The organism is Helicobacter pylori (assembly GCF_001998165.1).
Classification (GTDB): domain Bacteria; phylum Campylobacterota; class Campylobacteria; order Campylobacterales; family Helicobacteraceae; genus Helicobacter; species Helicobacter pylori_DL.
Map to the genome: position 1 here is coordinate 15,735 of NZ_MTWR01000037.1, position 17,051 is coordinate 32,785.

At 39.6% G+C, this 17,051-nt stretch carries 11 protein-coding genes, 1 tRNA gene and 1 pseudogene; 9 read left to right on the forward strand and 4 right to left on the reverse strand.

The window, feature by feature from the left end:
• Positions 1 to 63: 63 nt before the first annotated feature.
• Positions 64 to 1,868 (reverse strand): annotated as a pseudogene (locus BZK24_RS05090) (hypothetical protein).
• A 283-nt stretch (positions 1,869 to 2,151) separates the two neighbouring features.
• A complete protein-coding gene (locus tag BZK24_RS05095) occupies positions 2,152 to 2,895 on the reverse strand; it encodes a carbonic anhydrase (RefSeq protein ID WP_001873148.1) in 744 nt (247 codons plus the stop codon).
• Between the two features lie 275 nt (positions 2,896 to 3,170).
• On the opposite strand from BZK24_RS05095, the gene BZK24_RS05100 reads away from it, so the two are divergent.
• From BZK24_RS05100 to BZK24_RS05110, 3 genes are all read left to right on the forward strand, one after another.
• Positions 3,171 to 4,346, forward strand: a complete 1,176-nt coding sequence (locus BZK24_RS05100; RefSeq protein ID WP_077656774.1) for a sugar transporter — start codon at positions 3,171 to 3,173, stop codon at positions 4,344 to 4,346.
• A 168-nt stretch (positions 4,347 to 4,514) separates the two neighbouring features.
• On the forward strand, positions 4,515 to 5,894 hold the full coding sequence (locus tag BZK24_RS05105; RefSeq protein WP_077656775.1) for an HP1184 family multidrug efflux MATE transporter: 1,380 nt from the start codon (positions 4,515 to 4,517) through the stop codon (positions 5,892 to 5,894).
• Positions 5,895 to 5,919: 25 nt separating this feature from the next.
• Positions 5,920 to 7,071, forward strand: coding sequence for a cation:proton antiporter (locus BZK24_RS05110; RefSeq protein WP_000542869.1), 1,152 nt, complete (start codon positions 5,920 to 5,922; stop codon positions 7,069 to 7,071).
• A gap of 8 nt (positions 7,072 to 7,079) precedes the next feature.
• Here BZK24_RS05110 and BZK24_RS05115 read toward each other — a convergent pair whose 3' ends face one another.
• A complete protein-coding gene (locus tag BZK24_RS05115) occupies positions 7,080 to 7,841 on the reverse strand; it encodes a tRNA 2-thiocytidine biosynthesis TtcA family protein (RefSeq protein WP_077656776.1) in 762 nt (253 codons plus the stop codon).
• A gap of 18 nt (positions 7,842 to 7,859) precedes the next feature.
• A complete protein-coding gene (locus tag BZK24_RS05120) occupies positions 7,860 to 9,152 on the reverse strand; it encodes an MFS transporter (RefSeq protein WP_341537512.1) in 1,293 nt (430 codons plus the stop codon).
• Positions 9,153 to 9,331: 179 nt separating this feature from the next.
• Here BZK24_RS05120 and BZK24_RS05125 point away from each other — a divergent pair.
• From BZK24_RS05125 to BZK24_RS05150, 6 genes are all read left to right on the forward strand, one after another.
• Positions 9,332 to 9,409, forward strand: a tRNA-Met gene (locus BZK24_RS05125).
• A gap of 105 nt (positions 9,410 to 9,514) precedes the next feature.
• Positions 9,515 to 10,771, forward strand: a complete 1,257-nt coding sequence (locus tag BZK24_RS05130) for a NupC/NupG family nucleoside CNT transporter (RefSeq protein WP_000577827.1) — start codon at positions 9,515 to 9,517, stop codon at positions 10,769 to 10,771.
• An 11-nt stretch (positions 10,772 to 10,782) separates the two neighbouring features.
• On the forward strand, positions 10,783 to 12,024 hold the full coding sequence (locus tag BZK24_RS05135; RefSeq protein WP_077656778.1) for a phosphopentomutase: 1,242 nt from the start codon (positions 10,783 to 10,785) through the stop codon (positions 12,022 to 12,024).
• Positions 12,021 to 12,722 (forward strand): purine-nucleoside phosphorylase, encoded by a 702-nt coding sequence (gene deoD / locus BZK24_RS05140; protein ID WP_077656779.1) that lies wholly within the window; start codon positions 12,021 to 12,023, stop codon positions 12,720 to 12,722. Before BZK24_RS05135 ends, deoD begins: the two co-directional genes overlap by 4 nt.
• A gap of 459 nt (positions 12,723 to 13,181) precedes the next feature.
• The gene (gene hopQ / locus BZK24_RS05145; RefSeq protein WP_077656780.1) at positions 13,182 to 15,101 is read left to right on the forward strand and encodes a Hop family adhesin HopQ; all 1,920 of its coding nucleotides are present in this window, start codon (positions 13,182 to 13,184) and stop codon (positions 15,099 to 15,101) included.
• A gap of 468 nt (positions 15,102 to 15,569) precedes the next feature.
• Positions 15,570 to 16,877 (forward strand): NCS2 family permease, encoded by a 1,308-nt coding sequence (locus BZK24_RS05150; RefSeq protein WP_077656781.1) that lies wholly within the window; start codon positions 15,570 to 15,572, stop codon positions 16,875 to 16,877.
• Positions 16,878 to 17,051: the final 174 nt, after the last annotated feature.

Sequence of the window (17,051 nt, forward strand, 5' to 3'; positions counted from 1 at the left end):
AAAAAATCAAGGCTTTAGTTGTCGGCATTCAATAAAACAGCATTAGCGCTATAAGCAATTTTCTTATTCAAACATATCTAACAATTCAGGTGCGCTTTGATATTGGTATTTATAGTCATTACCCCTAAAGTGGTAAGCGCCATCAAAAATTTGAGCTGTCAATACATTTTTGATTTGTGGTAGCTTCACATTCTTTAGCGCTTCTCTTGGGACTTCAACCACTAACTGCTGAAATTTTTGGTCGCTTAAAGGGTTATCAATATCAAAAATGAAACTTAAAATATTGTGGAGCGAGTTATAGGTGATTTTGTCAATCAACGCATAAGTTAGTCTAAAGCCCTCTGCTTGCTCTATAGCGGTTACAATGCTTTTAGATAGTCTAGGGCTGATAGTGTCAAGCTGAACCGCTAAATCTGTCGGCGAGATAAAGCAATAACCTGCATCGGTGTCTATGGTGTTAGCAAGCACTTTAGCAATTAGTGTCCTACTCACTTCTTTACCTTGTAGCATAGCTTTGACAACCTTACGCACTTTAATATTGTGGTTATAGCTTTTTCTAAAGCTATCGCTTGTGCGACAATTTAGTCTTTCTCTGTCAAAGATAGCTTTTCGCTCCCACGCCTCTATCTCATCAGCAAAGAATAAAGTTTGATACCCATTGTGCCTAGAACTAGTCTGTCTGCCTCTAATACTAGCTTTAACAAGGTCATAAACCCCTCGTTCCTCGTCAAAGCCTATAGGGAATTTCATAGCGGTTATTTTAGTCTTAACAACAAGGTTCTCAAAGGCTACCCCATATTTGTCTTTTTCAGGGTGTTTCTTAAAGAATGTATAGACTTGGTCTCTTAATTTCGTAAGAGCGTTTGGCAATTGGCTAGGCGTAGAGAATGTAATGTTATCAAATGTAGCCCATACCTTGCCAATGCTGTTAGGTAAAGTGCTCACCAATTCCACTTGATACCTGTCGTTTTGGAGCACAATAGCGTTTTCACAATAGCAAATCGCCTCTTGGTCAAAATGTCTCCCCAATAGGAGTAACTCTGATGCCAAGTCAAATGAGAGACTAAATGGTTGGTGTGAGAACACAAAGAAACTAACTTCTTTGTCTGGAACTATAGCGTCATCAGTGTTTTCTTTCCAAAACCCTGTTACTTGTAGGTAACCTAAAAAGTGTCGCTTTGCGTCTAATAGTTTTTTAGCTCTTGCGTCCTTGCCATATTTTCTTTTCTAGTGTAGCGGTATCTTTTGACAAATTTATCGCTAGACATAAAGTCTCTCATTGTGGCGTTGCTATCTATAAATCTATCAACGAAGTCCTCACCCAAATTCTTAATCAAAATGTCATAAATCCCTGTAACTAACTTATCATAGTTAGGGAGAATTTTACCTTGTGGAAAAAAGAAGTCCCTAACTTTAATGGAATGTGTAGGGTTTTCTTTCACTTGAGCCAAATAGAGTTTTGTTATCTTGTCGTTTTTATTAGGGGTCAATCCACTTTTATAAGCGTTCATTAACAATTTTCTTTGGTCATCAGTAAAGTCTTTAATAAAAGCGTCTTTAAAAGGTCTAAACGCAGAGATAGTCCCAAAAGGTAGTCCGCTTTTGATTTTATTGACAATGCTGTTAAGATTAGCGCTCTCAATTGTAGAGCCTTTAATAGTCGTATCTTTTGCGTTTTTAAGTCGTGAGAGTTCCTCACCAAACGCATCTAGTGTCGCTCTTAAAGATAGTCCTTCTTTTACCTTTACTTTAGGTTTATTTTGTCTAGCTAATTTCTTGTCCGCTAACGCCTTATCAATAGCCGATGTCAAAGAAGTGTTTCTTTGTGGCTCATCAATGAATTCTAAAAAGTCGTAATTCAATAGCATTTTATGTCCTTTCGTTTAAATGGATTTTAACCGCTCTTTGGTTATAGAGCGATAGTTATATCTACCTAACGCTAAAAATTGATTGTAGCCCATTTTACGCCTTGTATTCTAGATTTTATCAAATCTTTAGCAAACGCTTTCAATTCATTAAGAGAATGATAGTCTCTCTTTTGACAATACAAATTAACTTTAGATTGTGTGGTTGCAATTTTTAGCGGTGTTTCATGAAGAATGATTTTTATACCTCTCTTTATAAAGAGAGAGTTTTCATTTTAGCGGATCTTTAGCGGGTCTCAGCTGAGCTTTTAATGATCACGGTGTTGTAGTCAGGCTGGACGGGGCGTTGGTTGGGCGAATTTTTCATGCGTTTTTTGATTTCAGCCAATTGTTTGGCAGAGACTTCCAAAGGCTCTTCTATCACAAACCATGCCACCCCTTCTGTGCAAGGAGGAGCGGTGAGAGAGCCGTTAAAATGGTAGTAATTGATAGTTTTGGGTAAGAAAGCGTCTAATGCCACCTCTTTAAAATTTTGTTTCTTTTGAATGCCTTCTAAAATAGGATCAAGGTTGGGGTTTTCTTTCCCTTCTTCAAAACCTATCGCTAACACTAACAAACGCCCTTTAGCGTCTTTATGCACGAAATGCGCGCTCAAAGGCCTGGTTTTATTATTGATTAAAAACTCCATAGGGGCGTGGAAATGCACATTATCCAACACATAGTCATGCCCTCTATAATTGATGTGGTTAGTCGGCTCAAACGAAGCCTTTAAAGTATGATGGGTGAAAAAGACCGCTTTAGGTTTAGAAGCGGCGTATTTGAATTGCAAATCGGCTTTATCTTGCGTATGGTAGTAATGCTCAATGTTGATGGGCGATTGGCTTTTACCGCTTTTGCACACTTCAAAATCTTTGTGCAATTTGTCCCAACGGTGCGGGCCGTTTTCTTTATTTTTGTAATCCCATTTGGTATTTTCAGCGCCTATAAGAGAAGTTGCTAACGCTAAAGCGATCAAAAAAGTTTTTTTCATTTTAATTATCCTTTGTTCTAAAATTCTAAAATATTAAAAAGCAATGGATTAATTCTAGCGCTCAATCAACAATGACCGCAGTTACAAAAAATAGATTGGTTAAAAGTTGGAAATGATTTTAAATTCTGTTTTATATGGTAACAACTCCATTAAATCAATGCGCCTATGGAGCGGGAATATTTGTTTTAACCAGCCCCTAATTTATAAGCGATTAAAATTTTTGTCTTATACTCTAGATTTTCAAATTGAATAAAATTTAACCCCTTAAGATTTAAATGATGATAACCAAACAATCGTATCAAAAGTTCGCCTTAATGCGGGTTTTTGTGTTTTCGCTTTCGGCGTTTATTTTTAACACCACGGAGTTTGTCCCTGTCGCGCTCTTATCAGACATTGCAAAAAGTTTTGAAATGGAGAGCGCGACAGTGGGGCTTATGATCACTGCTTATGCATGGGTGGTGTCTCTTGGCTCATTGCCCTTGATGTTGCTTAGCGCTAAAGTTGAAAGGAAACGCTTATTGCTTTTTCTTTTTGCCCTTTTTATTGCTAGTCATATCCTTTCAGCGCTAGCGTGGAATTTTTGGGTGCTCCTTATTTCTCGTATGGGTATCGCTTTTGCCCACTCTATTTTTTGGTCCATCACGGCTTCTTTAGTCATTCGTGTCGCGCCAAGAAATAAAAAACAACAGGCCTTAGGGTTGTTAGCGTTAGGGAGTTCGTTAGCGATGATTTTAGGTTTGCCGCTTGGGAGGATCATTGGGCAAATCCTGGATTGGCGATCCACTTTTGGCGTGATTGGGGGCGTTGCGACCCTTATAGCGTTGCTCATGTGGAAATTGCTCCCGCCTTTGCCGAGTAAAAACGCCGGCACGCTCGCAAGTGTCCCTATATTAATGAAACGCCCGCTGTTAATGGGGATTTATTTGCTTGTGATCATGGTTATCTCTGGGCATTTCACCACTTATAGCTATATTGAGCCTTTTATCATTCAAATCAGCCAATTTTCTCCTGACATTACGACGCTAATGCTGTTTGTTTTTGGGTTAGCGGGCGTGGCGGGGAGTTTTTTATTCGGCCGTTTGTATGCGAAAAATTCAAGAAAATTTATCGCTTTTGCAATGGTTTTAGTCATTTGCCCGCAACTCTTGCTTTTTGTGTTTAAAAACTTGGAGTGGGTGATCTTTTTGCAGATTTTCTTATGGGGAATAGGGATCACTTCACTCACCATTGCGTTACAAATGAGGGTGTTGCAGCTCGCGCCCGATGCCACGGATGTTGCGAGCGCGATCTATTCAGGGAGTTATAATGTGGGGATTGGATCAGGAGCGCTGTTTGGCAGTATTGTGATCCACCAATTAGGGCTAGGGTATATTGGCTTTGTGGGTGGGGCTTTGGGGTTGTTGGCGCTATTTTGGCTTAGATTCATTACGATAAAGTTTAAAAAAACTTAAAGGGTGTTAAATGGACTCCCCAATAAAGGAAATCCCTTTCGCGCTAAAAACCATTTTTTAAACTTTAATGGTGCTGCTTAAATCCAATTGCGCTAACGGATAGATTGTCTCTCTTTTTATGTTAAAATAGAAAAATTTGTCATAAATTTTAAGCGGTGTGTGGTTTAAATGCTCAAAAAAAAGATTGATTTGCATAAAGATTCGATAAGAAAGCTCTTTTTTTATTATTTTATCCCTTTAGCTTTTTCTATGATTTCACTTTCCACTTACTCTATGATAGATGGCATGTTTGTGGGCAAGAAACTGGGTAAAGAAGCTATCGCTGCAGTCAATATCGCATGGCCTATTTTTCCAGGACTCATTGCGTATGAATTGCTTTTTGGTTTTGGGGCAGCGAGTATTGTGGGGTATTTTTTGGGTCAAAATAAAACCCATAGGGCTAGGCTTGTGTTTAGCAGCGTGTTTTATTTTGTCGCTCTAAGCGCCTTTATTTTGAGCATGGCGTTATTGCCTTTTAGCGAAACTATCGCGCGTTTTTTTGGGAGCAATGACGCTTTATTGAGCATGTCCAAACGCTACATTGAAATCATTTTAATGGGCGCGGTTTTTATGGTCCTCCACCCTTTAGCGGATGTTTTTGTGGTGAATGACAAACGCCCCATTTTAGCGATGGTAGCGATGCTGATTGGCTCGTTAGCGAATATCTTTTTCAACTATTGGTTTATTTTTGTGTTGGAAGTGGGGGTTCAAGGCAGCGCGATAGCCACCGTGATAGGGCATGCGATAGGGGTTTTAGTCTTAATGCAGCATTTTTGGTTTAAAAAAGGGCAATTGTATTTCATCAAACGATTTTCCTTGTCTTCAGTCATTTCTTCAGCTAAAAGCGGCGTGCCTCAAAGCACGGCAGAATTTAGCGCTTCTATTATGATTTTATTGTTTAATACCGCTATCATGCACACGGCTGGGGAAAGGTTTGTGAGCATGTATGGGATCGTTATGTATAATGCGATTATCTTTTTTACGACTTTATTTGCGATTTCTCAAGGCATCCAACCGATTGCGAGCTTTAGCTATGGGGCTAGAAATTTAGAGCGCGTGAAAGAGGTGTTTGTTTTTGGTTTGAAAGCAGCGTTTTGTATAGGGATTGTTTTCTATGGCGTTTATTATTTTTTAGATGAATTTTTAATCAAGCTTTATTTGCAGCCAAGCGAACAAGATGCACTCTTTATGCAAGAGACTAAAAGAGCGATGAATATTTATTATGTGGGCTATATTTTTTTAGGCATGACTTTGTTGTGCGCAGTGTTTTTCCAATCCATCCAACGCACTAAAAGTTCGTTTATCATCACCCTTTCGCACACGCTAGGGTTTATTATTGTCCTATTGCCGATTTTAAGTCATTTCTATGGGATTAATGGCATTTGGGTAACTTACCCTATCGCGCAATTTTTAGCGTTTTTAGTAGCGTTAGGGGTAACTTATTATGAAATCAAAAAAGGGTTTTTTACCCCTTATAAAGAGAAAAACCCTATCGCTTTGAAAACTTAACCAATAAATAAGGTAAAATTAAGACATGCATGCAGAATTTTTCACTTTCGCGCTCATCATGCTTTTAATTGTGATGGCCCCTTATATGTCTAGAATCTCTCGTTTGCCCATCACGGTCGTGGAGATTTTATTTGGGTCTGTTGGGGCGTATGTGGGTTTTATTGAGCCAACTAAAGGCTTTGAAATCATGTCCGAAATTGGCTTTTTGTTTTTAATGTTTTTATGCGGTTTGGAAGTGGAAATTTATTTGTTTAAAAAATTAGGGGTTTCTCTTTTAAAACGCATTTTTGCTTATCTGTTGATTTTATACACGCTTTCGTTCATCCTTACTTTTAGCCTTAATTTAGAGCCTATTTTTATGGTGATTTTCCCTATTATCAGTTTGGGCATGATCATGACTTTAGTTAAAGATTATCGTAAAGAGATTTTGTGGCTTGATTTGGTTTTAAAAGTGGGCGTTATTGGGGAATTGTTAAGCATTTTTGGTTTGGTGGTCGTGGATGGGGTGTATTCGCATGGTTTGGGCATGGATTTGATTAAAGATTTAGGCATTCTCATTGTTTTTTTAATTTTAATTATCGTGGCGTTTCAAATCTTTAAGACTTTGTTTTGGTGGTTTCCGCATTTAAAGCTTTTTGTGATGCCTAAAAGCAGTCAGTTTAACCAAGACGTGCGTTTTTCGCTCATGCTCTTTTTTTCCTTAGTTGCGATCGTGGTGTGGCTCAAAATAGAAATGGTTTTAGGGGCGTTTTTGGCGGGGTTAGTCGTTTCTACTTTCTTCCCTCACAAATCAGAATTGATCCATAAGCTCAATGATGTGGGTTTTGGGTTTTTTGTGCCTTTGTTTTTTATCCATGTAGGCTCTACTTTAGACTTAAAATTAGTGTTTTTAAACCCGCATTTGATTCTCCAAGGGATATTGATTGTCATAGCGATGTTGAGTTTGCACTTGATCACTTCAACCTTATTGTGGCGCAAATACTTTAAAGAAGCCAAGCATTTATTTTCATTCGCCTTAGGGGCTTCTATGCCTTTAACTTTTTTAGTAACCACCGCAGCAGTGGGTTTAAAAGCGCAAGCGATCTCGCAAAACACCTACTACGCGTTGCTCATGGCGGCTATTTTTGAAGGGGTATTGTTCACCATTGCGATCAAAATACTCAACAAAAAAGCTTGAATAAAAGCTTAAGCGTCTAAATACTTAGCGTCGCTAAAGCTGCTCGCTTGGACATTATTGAACGCATTCTCTAAGCTGTCAAAGAAACGAGGGTGCAAGTTTTGCATTTCTTTTAAGAAATTTTTGGTGGCTAATCGCGCGATAGGGGGCTTATCAGAGGTGGGCTGTTTGGCCGGGCAATTGCAATCAGGGGCAACCGGGATATTTTGAGAAGTGACAAAATGGATGCTGCTGGCTTCTCGAACCTTAATCAAAGGGCGGATTACCAACAAGCCGTTTTCAGCCCTATAAATGGGGGGCATGCTCCTTAAACTCCCGTTATAAGTGAAATTCATAAAAAAGCTCTCCACCGCATCGTCTAAATGGTGTGCGATAGCGACTTTATTATAGCCTTCTTCTAAGGCTTTAGAATACAAAGTCCCTCGCCTCAAACGAGAGCAAAACGAACAAAACGAGCTTTTTTCACGGCGTTTTTCGTTGATGGTGGCAGCGATTTGGGTGTAAATGATCTCATGCTCAATGCCTTGCTCTTGGCACAAATCGCTCAACCATTTTAAATTTTCGCCCAAGCCATAATGCACGGTAACTGCTTTAAAATCAAATTTGAAAGGGGCATGTTTTTGCATCCTGGCTAAGATGCAAGCGAGCATGATAGAATCCTTGCCCCCACTCAATCCTAATAAGACTTTATCGCCTTCTTCTATGAGTTTGTAAGTGGCGTTGGTCTTGCCTACAATGTGTAAGACTTTTTTAGAAATTTCATAGGCCATTTTTGATCCTTAATTGTTTTATTTTCTAAAGTTTCGCACTAAGCGAATGATTTCTTCTTCGCTAATGTGATCGGAATTATATTTCACAATAATGATTTCTTCGCTAATATTGACATACCATTCAATAATTTTATCTCCTAAAGTTTCAAATTGTTCCTCATTGTAAGCGTCTAAGGGGAAATAGACATTTTTTTGTTTGGAAGGGTTATGGAGTAAAAAGAGCGATAGTCCCCAAATAAGCCCTAAAGCTACAACGATTAAGCTTGTGTTAGAAACGCCTAAATGATGGTAGCTTAACCCCCCGCTCACGCCCCCAACAAAGCTCCCTAAATAGCCAAAAGTAGTGAATTGCCCTAAAACCTTGCCTTTTTCATTTGCTCTGGCGAACTTAGACGCTAAAGATTGCATGATAGGCTCTAAGGTGGCAAAGCCAATGAAGAAAAACGCCACCCCAAGAATAAAGAGCCATAAATATTTACCCAAAAAGCTAGAGTCGGCTAAAAACAAGCACAAATAACTCACAATAAACAACAACACGCCAGAAAGCATCACTCCTTTAGGCTTGTTGTATTTTTCAGCCATAACGCTCGCTATCCCCATGCTTAAAACCCCTAACAAGGCTCCAGGCACATACACCAAGATCAAAAAGCTTTCATCTTTATGGAATTCATTCACTAAGGCTAAAGGGATCAGCACAAAAATAAGCGTCATGAACATCTTTTCAAAAAAAGAGCTTAGATACAAAAGATATAAGGCTTTAGAGTTGGGTTGGTAAGCTTTTATGTTTTTGATTTGGTAAGAAATTTTGGGAGCGTCTTTGACTTTTAAAAGCATCAATAAACTCAATAAGGTTAAGATCGCCGTGAGCAAAAAGAGCCATTTTGCCCCCCCAAAAAACGCCACAACCCCAGGGCCTATCGCCATGCTTATGGTGAAGCTAATGAAAATAAACGCTCCCATGATCGCCATCGCTTTGGTGCGCTCTTCTTCTTTCACCTCATCAGCCACCATCGCGCTAACGACCCCCCCTAAAGCCCCCATGCCTTGAATAAAACGCCCGATAACGAGCGTGATAATATCGTTCGCCACAAAGCACACTAACGAGCCAATTAAAAACAATAACAAGCACACCATAACGACCACTTTACGGCCGATTTTATCACTAAGAATGCCCATGGGGGTTTGAAAAATAATTTGCGTGAGATACGCCCCACCCACCGCCAAACCCACGAGCAAGGGACTGCTTGAATGGAAACTATCCGCATACAAACTGATGACAGGCAAAACAATAAAAAGCCCTAAAAACCGCAACGACGACACTAACGCTAATGGAAAAATTTTCTTAAACATGCGGGTTATTTTACAAGAAAATCTCTAATTTTTATCATTAATTTAGGAAAGTAGGATCGATAATAAAAGTTTAATTTTAATGGATTTTTAAGAAAATTTTTTGTATAATCTCATTCTTTATTTTTTATAAAATTGCTTGTGTCAAGGTAGCTCAGCTGGTTTAGAGCGCTGGTCTCATAAGCCGGAGGTCGGGGGTTCAAGTCCCCCTCTTGACACCATGATTTGATTTAATATTCATTTAATTTTCGTTTAATCTTTTTTTTAGCAAACCTAAACTACAATAGCGTTGCATCTTTTAATTTCTTAACATTAGGGATTTGACGATGATTTTTAGCTCTCTTTTTAGTGTTGTAGGGATGGCGGTGCTTTTTCTTATTGCTTGGGTGTTTTCTGGCAATAAAAGGGCTATAAATTATCGCACGATTGTCAGTGCCTTTGTGATTCAAGTGGCTTTAGGGGCGTTGGCTTTATATGTGCCTTTGGGTAGGGAAATGTTGCAAGGCTTAGCTAGTGGCATACAAAGCGTGATTTCTTACGGCTATGAGGGGGTGCGTTTTTTATTTGGCAATCTCGCTCCAAACGCTAAAGGCGATCAAGGGATAGGAGGCTTTATCTTTGCGATCAATGTTTTAGCGATCATTATCTTTTTTGCTAGCTTGATTTCACTTCTATATTATTTAAAAATCATGCCTTTGTTTATCAATCTCATTGGTGGGGCGTTGCAAAAATGCTTAGGCACTTCTAAAGCAGAAAGCATGAGCGCAGCGGCTAATATTTTTGTGGCGCACACCGAAGCGCCATTAGTCATTAAGCCTTATTTGAAAAGCATGAGCGATTCAGAGATTTTTGCGGTCATGTGCGTGGGCATGGCTAGCGTTGCGGGGCCTGTGTTAGCCGGGTATGCGAGCATGGGCATTCCTTTACCTTATTTAATCGCCGCATCGTTTATGTCCGCTCCTGGGGGGTTGTTGTTCGCTAAAATCATTTACCCGCAAAACGAAGCCATTTCTAGCCATGCAGATGTTTCTGCAGAAAAGCATGTCAATGCCATAGAAGCTATCGCTAATGGGGCAAGCACAGGGCTAAATTTAGCCTTGCATGTGGGAGCGATGCTTTTAGCCTTTGTGGGGATGCTCGCACTCATTAACGGGCTTTTAGGGGTTGTAGGGGGGGTTTTAGGCATGGAGCATTTATCTTTAGGGTTGATTTTAGGCACGCTCTTAAAACCCTTAGCCTTTATGCTAGGCATTCCGTGGAGTCAGGCCGGGATTGCCGGAGAAATCATAGGCATTAAAATCGCGCTCAATGAATTTGTGGGCTATATGCAATTTTTGCCTTATTTGGGCGATAACCCTCCTTTAATCTTGAGCGAGAAAACCAAAGCGATCATCACTTTTGCGTTGTGCGGATTCGCTAACTTAAGTTCAGTCGCTATGCTCATTGGGGGGCTTGGCAGTTTAGTGCCTAAAAAGAAAGATCTCATTGTAAGGCTTGCTTTAAAAGCGGTGCTTGTAGGCACGCTTTCTAATTTCATGAGCGCGACTATCGCCGGGTTATTCATAGGGTTAAGCGCCAATTAAAAGGACAAGGCATGCAAAAAAGAGTGGTAATCTTATTATTGGATTCTTTTGGTATAGGGGCTAGCGAAGACGCTAAGGATTTTGGCGATTTGGGGGCGAACACTTTAGGCAATATCGCTAAGGCTTGTTTTAATAACCTGGCTAATTCTAACGATCGCAAGGGGGCTTTGAAGTTGCCCAATTTAGAGAGTTTAGGTTTGGGTTTGAGCGCTTTAAAAGCCGCAAATGAATTGCCCTTAGGCTTTCAATTGAAACCCAATTTAATAGGGGCTTACGCTTACGCCAAAGAACTTTCTAGCGCTAAGGATACGATTTCTGGGCATTGGGAGATGATGGGCGCGCCCGTTCTTTTTGAATGGGGGTATTTTAAAGACAAAAATGATTCGTTTCCTAAAGAAATTTTAGATGAAATCATGCACAAAACTAAGATTAAGGGCTATTTGGGGAATTGCCACGCATCAGGGACAGAAATCATTAAAGATTTAGGCGAAAAGCATTTAGAAACTCTATACCCCATTTTTTACACTTCAGCGGATTCGGTGTTTCAAATCGCTGTGCATGAAGAAAAGTTTGGGCTGGATAACTTATACGCTCTTTGTGAAGAAGCGTTTCAAATTCTAGAGCCCTTAAAGATCGCTAGAGTGATCGCACGCCCCTTTATTGGCACCAATAGAGAGAATTTCAAACGCACCGCCAATCGCAAAGACTATGCGATAAAGCCCCATAAAAAATTGCTTTTTGAAACATTCATTGAAGAAAAACAAGGCGAAGTCATTAGCATTGGGAAAATCGCTGATATTTACGCTCATGTGGGGATCACTCAAAAGTTCAAAGCCGGTAGCTTAATGGAATTATGCGATGTGACTTTAGAGCAGGTCAAAAACGCTAAAAACAACAGCTTGATTTTTACGAATTTTGTGCATTTTGATAGCGATTATGGACATCGGCGCGATATTAGCGGGTACGCTAACGCTTTAGAGTATTTTGATTCGCGCTTAAAAGAGGTTTTAGACAATTTAAGGGAAAACGATTTGCTCATTCTTTGCGCCGATCATGGGTGCGATCCCAGCTTTAAAGGCACCGATCACACACGAGAATACATTCCTGTTTTGTTTTATCACAAAGATTTACAACCAGCCTTTTTAGGCAAGAGCGAGACTTTTGCGGATATTGGGCAGAGTATCGCTCACTTTTTGGGATTAAGCCCCCTAGATTATGGCAAAAACTTATTAAACTTTAAAGGACAACCATGACCCCTCACATTAATGCTAAAATCGGCGATTTTTATCCTCAATGCCTTTTATGCGGCGATCCCTTAAGGGTGAGCTACATTGCGAAAAATTTTTTACAAGACGCTAAAGAGATCACGAATGTGCGTAACATGCTAGGCTTTAGCGGGAAGTATAAGGGTAGGGGGATTTCTTTAATGGGGCATGGCATGGGCATTGCGTCATGCACGATTTATGTTACCGAACTCATTAAAACCTATCAGGTTAAAGAGCTTTTAAGGATTGGCACTTGCGGGGCGATTAGCCCAAAAGTTGGTCTGAAAGACATTATCATGGCCACTGGAGCTTCAACGGATTCTAAAACCAATCGGGTGCGTTTTTTAAACCACGATTTGAGCGCAACGCCTGATTTTGAATTGAGTTTAAGAGCGTATCAAACAGCAAAGCGTTTGGGCATTGATTTGAAAGTGGGTAATGTTTTTTCAAGCGATTTTTTCTATTCTTTTGAAACGCATGCCTTTGATTTGATGGCCCAATACAACCATTTGGCTATTGAAATGGAAGCGGCAGGGTTATACGCCACGGCGATGGAATTGAACGCTAAGGCTTTATGCTTATGTTCAGTTTCGGATCACTTAATCACTAAAGAAGCCTTAAGCCCTAAAGAAAGAATAGAAAGCTTTGATAACATGATAATTCTGGCTTTAGAGATGATGAGTTAGCCTTTTTTGTTGCCCCCATAAGTTAAGGATAAACTTTTAAGGAAAACCCTTAAAGCTAAAAGCCTTAAGGGAACTTTGGAAAAACAAAAGCTATCGTTTTACAGAAACTTCGTTTGACAAAACTACCGCTTCAATAAAACAACCACTTTACACCCCAAAAACGAAATTTCAAGGTATAATGTTTTCCAAGAGTTTTTGCCATGTTTGGTAGCCATGACAAACTCCTTTTATGGATTTATCCCCATAATTGCACTTATGGGGGCGTTTATTTTACAACAATCTTTCTAAAACCAAATCCCAATCAATTAAAAACACTCTTAAAAGCTTGATTGAGCGCATCAAAACACCCTAAAACTTTTTTTGAAATTCAATAAATTTATGATAAAATTAAACGCATTGTAAATAAATTCTCATTTTGATACATTTTTTACAATAAAACATTACTTTAAGGAACATCTTATGAAAAAAACGAAAAAAACGATTCTACTTTCTCTAACTCTTGCGGCATCACTCTTGCATGCTGAAGACAACGGCGTTTTTTTAAGCGTGGGCTATCAAATCGGTGAAGCGGTTCAAAAAGTGAAAAACGCCAACAAGGTGCAAAAACTTTCAGACTCTTATGAACAATTAAGCAAGCTTTTAGCCAACGATAATGGCACTAGCTCAAAAACAAGCGCGCAAGCGATCAACCAAGCGGTTAATAATTTGAACGAACGCGCAAAAACTTTAGCCGGTGGGACAACCAATTCCCCTGCCTATCAAGCCACGCTTTTAGCGTTGAGATCGGTGTTAGGGTTATGGAATAGCATGGGTTATGCGGTCATATGCGGAGGCTATACCAAAAGTCCAGGCGAAAACAATCAAAAAAATTTCCACTACACCGATGAGAATGGCAACGGCACTACAATCAATTGCGGTGGGAGCACAAATAGTAATGGCACTCATAGTTCTAATGGCACAAATACATTAAAAGCAGAAAAAAATGTTTCTCTATCTATTGAGCAATATGAAAAAATCCATGAAGCCTATCAAATCCTTTCAAAAGCTTTAAAACAAGCTGGGCTTGCTCCTTTAAATAGCAAAGGGGAAAAATTAGAAGCGCATGTAACCACATCAAAGTATCAACAAGATAATCAAACTAAAACGACAACTTCTGTTATTGATACGACTAATGATGCGCAAAATCTTTTGACTCAAGCGCAAACGATTGTCAATACCCTTAAAGATTATTGCCCCATGTTGATAGCGAAATCTAGTAGTGGTAGTAGTGGAGCCAATAATGCCCCTTCATGGCAAATAGCCGGTGGCGGCAAAAATTCATGCGCGACTTTTGGTGCGGAGTTTAGTGCCGCTTCAGACATGATTAATAATGCGCAAGAAATCGTTAAAAGAACCCAACAACTCAGCGCCAACCAACCAAAAAATATCACACAACCCCAAAATCTCAACCTTAACACCCCTAGCAGTCTTACGGCTTTAGCTCAAAAAATGCTCAAAAACGCTCAATCTCAAGCAGAAATTTTAAAGCTGGCTAATCAAGTGGAGAGCGATTTTAACAAACTTTCTTCAGGCTATCTTAAAGACTACATAGGGAAATGCGATGCGAGCGCTATAAGCAGTGCGAATATGACAATGCAAAATCAAAAGAACAATTGGGGGAACGGGTGTGCTGGCGTGAAAGAAACCCTAACTTCGTTAAAAGCAAGCGCCGCTGATTTTAACAACCAAACGCCACAACTCGATCAAGCGCAAACCCTAGCCAATACCCTTATTCAAGAACTTGGCAACAACCCTTTTAGGAATATGGGCATGATCGCTTCTTCAACCACGAATAACGGCGCCTTGAATGGCTTTGGCGTGCAAGCGGGCTATAAGCAATTTTTTGGAGAAAAGAAAAGATGGGGGTTAAGGTATTATGGTTTCTTTGATTACAACCACGCCTATATCAAATCCAGCTTTTTTAATTCGGCTTCTGATGTGTGGACTTATGGGGTGGGTAGCGATTTATTGTTTAATTTCATCAATGATAAAAACACCAACTTTTTAGGCAAGAATAACCAGATTTCTTTTGGGCTTTTTGGTGGCATCGCGCTAGCAGGGACTTCATGGCTTAATTCTCAATTCGTGAATTTAAAAACCATCAGCAATGTCTATAGCGCTAAAGTGAATACGGCTAACTTCCAATTTTTATTCAATTTGGGCTTGAGAACCAATCTCGCTAGGCCTAAGAAAAAAGATAGTCATCATGCGGCTCAACATGGCATGGAATTGGGCGTGAAGATCCCTACCATTAACACGAATTATTATTCTTTTCTAGACACTAAACTAGAATATAGGAGGCTTTATAGCGTGTATCTCAATTATGTGTTTGCCTATTAAAAACTCTCTTTTTTAAAAAAGGGGGGGTTAAACTTCTAAAAAACCTAAAAAGTTTCAAAAAACAATCATTAAACCCTAAAAAAGAAATTTTAAGGTATAATGTTTCCGCCATTTTTATTTTTCGTTTTTAGTTTTCCATGGCAAACTCCTTTTTAGAATTTACCCCCATAATCGCTCTTATGGGGGTTATTTTGCAACAATCTTTCTTAAAACCAATGCTCATCAAAAAACGCTCCCTCAAAAACCATTAAAGAGTGAAATTACCTTACAAGATGAGCTTTTTTGCGATTTTCGTTAAAATGATTATTTTTTAGCGGAGTTTTTAAAAAAAAGGGTTTTTTACTCACTTCTTTTGATTGAAACAACACAATCAAGCGTCTTAAGGCAATTTAAAATAAAATAGCGCTAGCATGACCCCAAAGCCCCTTATTAAATTAATCTATACCAAATAGTAAGGAGTTATCTAACATGGGGTTTTTCAAGCTTAAAGAACACAACACTAACATTGCCACCGAGTTTAGAGCGGGTTTAACGACTTTTATCACCATGATTTACATCGTGCCCTTAAACGCTCTTATCCTTTCTCACGCCAACATGCCTTATGAAGCCCTTTTGAGTGCTACGGCCATTATCACTATCTTATCGAGCGTGTTTAACGGATTGTGGGCAAACACCCCCATCGCTATGAGCGTGGGCTTAGGGTTATCGGCTTATTTTAGCTTCGGGTTAGTTCAAGGGCTAAAACTCCCTTGGCAGAGCGCTTTAGGCATCGTAGCGCTCTCGGGAGCGATTTTTGTGATTTTGTCTTTCACTAAATTTAGAAGTTGGGTCATGCGAAGCATTCCTAGCGATTTAAGGCGTGCGGTGAGCGCGGGGATAGGGGCTTTTATCGCATTTATTGGCCTTAAAGAAATGCATATTGTCGTTACCCATAAGGCTACGCTTGTAACCTTAGGCGATTTTGGCGATCCGCATGTGTTATTGGGGGTTGTGGGGATCGTTTTAACTTTCGCGCTCTACACGCTCAAAATCAGGGGTTCTTTTATTATAGCGGTCTTAATCACTTCCATTCTCGCATGGGTTTTAAAGCTAGCCCCTTACCCTAGCGAGTTTTTTTCCATGCCCGCTAGCATTAGCCCTATCGCCTTTCAATTAGACTTTAAGGGCATTTTTTTTGATGCGAGTGGGGCTTTCACTTTAGCGTTAGTGCCAGTCATCATCACTTTTTTTGTAACCGATTTGTTTGATTCTTTAGGCACGCTTGCAGGGATTGGCCACAAGACTGATTTTTTCAATGATGAAGAAAAAAACAAGGAATTGGAAAAGACTTTGGAAGCGGATGCGGTGGCTTCTTTAGGGAGCGCGGTGGTGGGCGTTTCTACTACGACCGCTTTTATAGAGAGCGCAAGTGGGGTTGAAGAGGGGGGCCGCACAGGGCTGACAGCGGTTTTTACCGGATTATTTTTTGTTTTAACGCTCTTTTGCTTGCCTCTTTTAAAAGCTATTCCTAGCAATGCGATTTATCCGGTGCTGGTGGTAGTAGGGGTTTTGATGTTTAGCGTGTTAGAGGGGGTGAATTTTAAAGACATGGCCATTAGCGTTTCCACTTTTTTAACCGTGGTGATGATGCCCTTAACCTTCTCCATTGCCGATGGCTTAGCCTTTGGCTTTTTGTCTTATAGTATCATCAAATTGGTTCAAAAAGACTTCAAAGCACTCAATTCAGGCATCATCATTCTCTGCATCATTTCTGTTTCTGTATTTATCTTTCGTTAAGCTCTTTTTAAGGGGCTTTGCATTTTTTACTCATTTCATGCCTCTTTTTCTTTATTTAGACAGATTATTATCTTAAAATAATTGTAATATCATTATTATTATATCAACTCAATAAAAAAGGAGAAGGTATGCAAAAAACTTCTAACACTCTGGCGCTGGGGAGCATCTAACTAA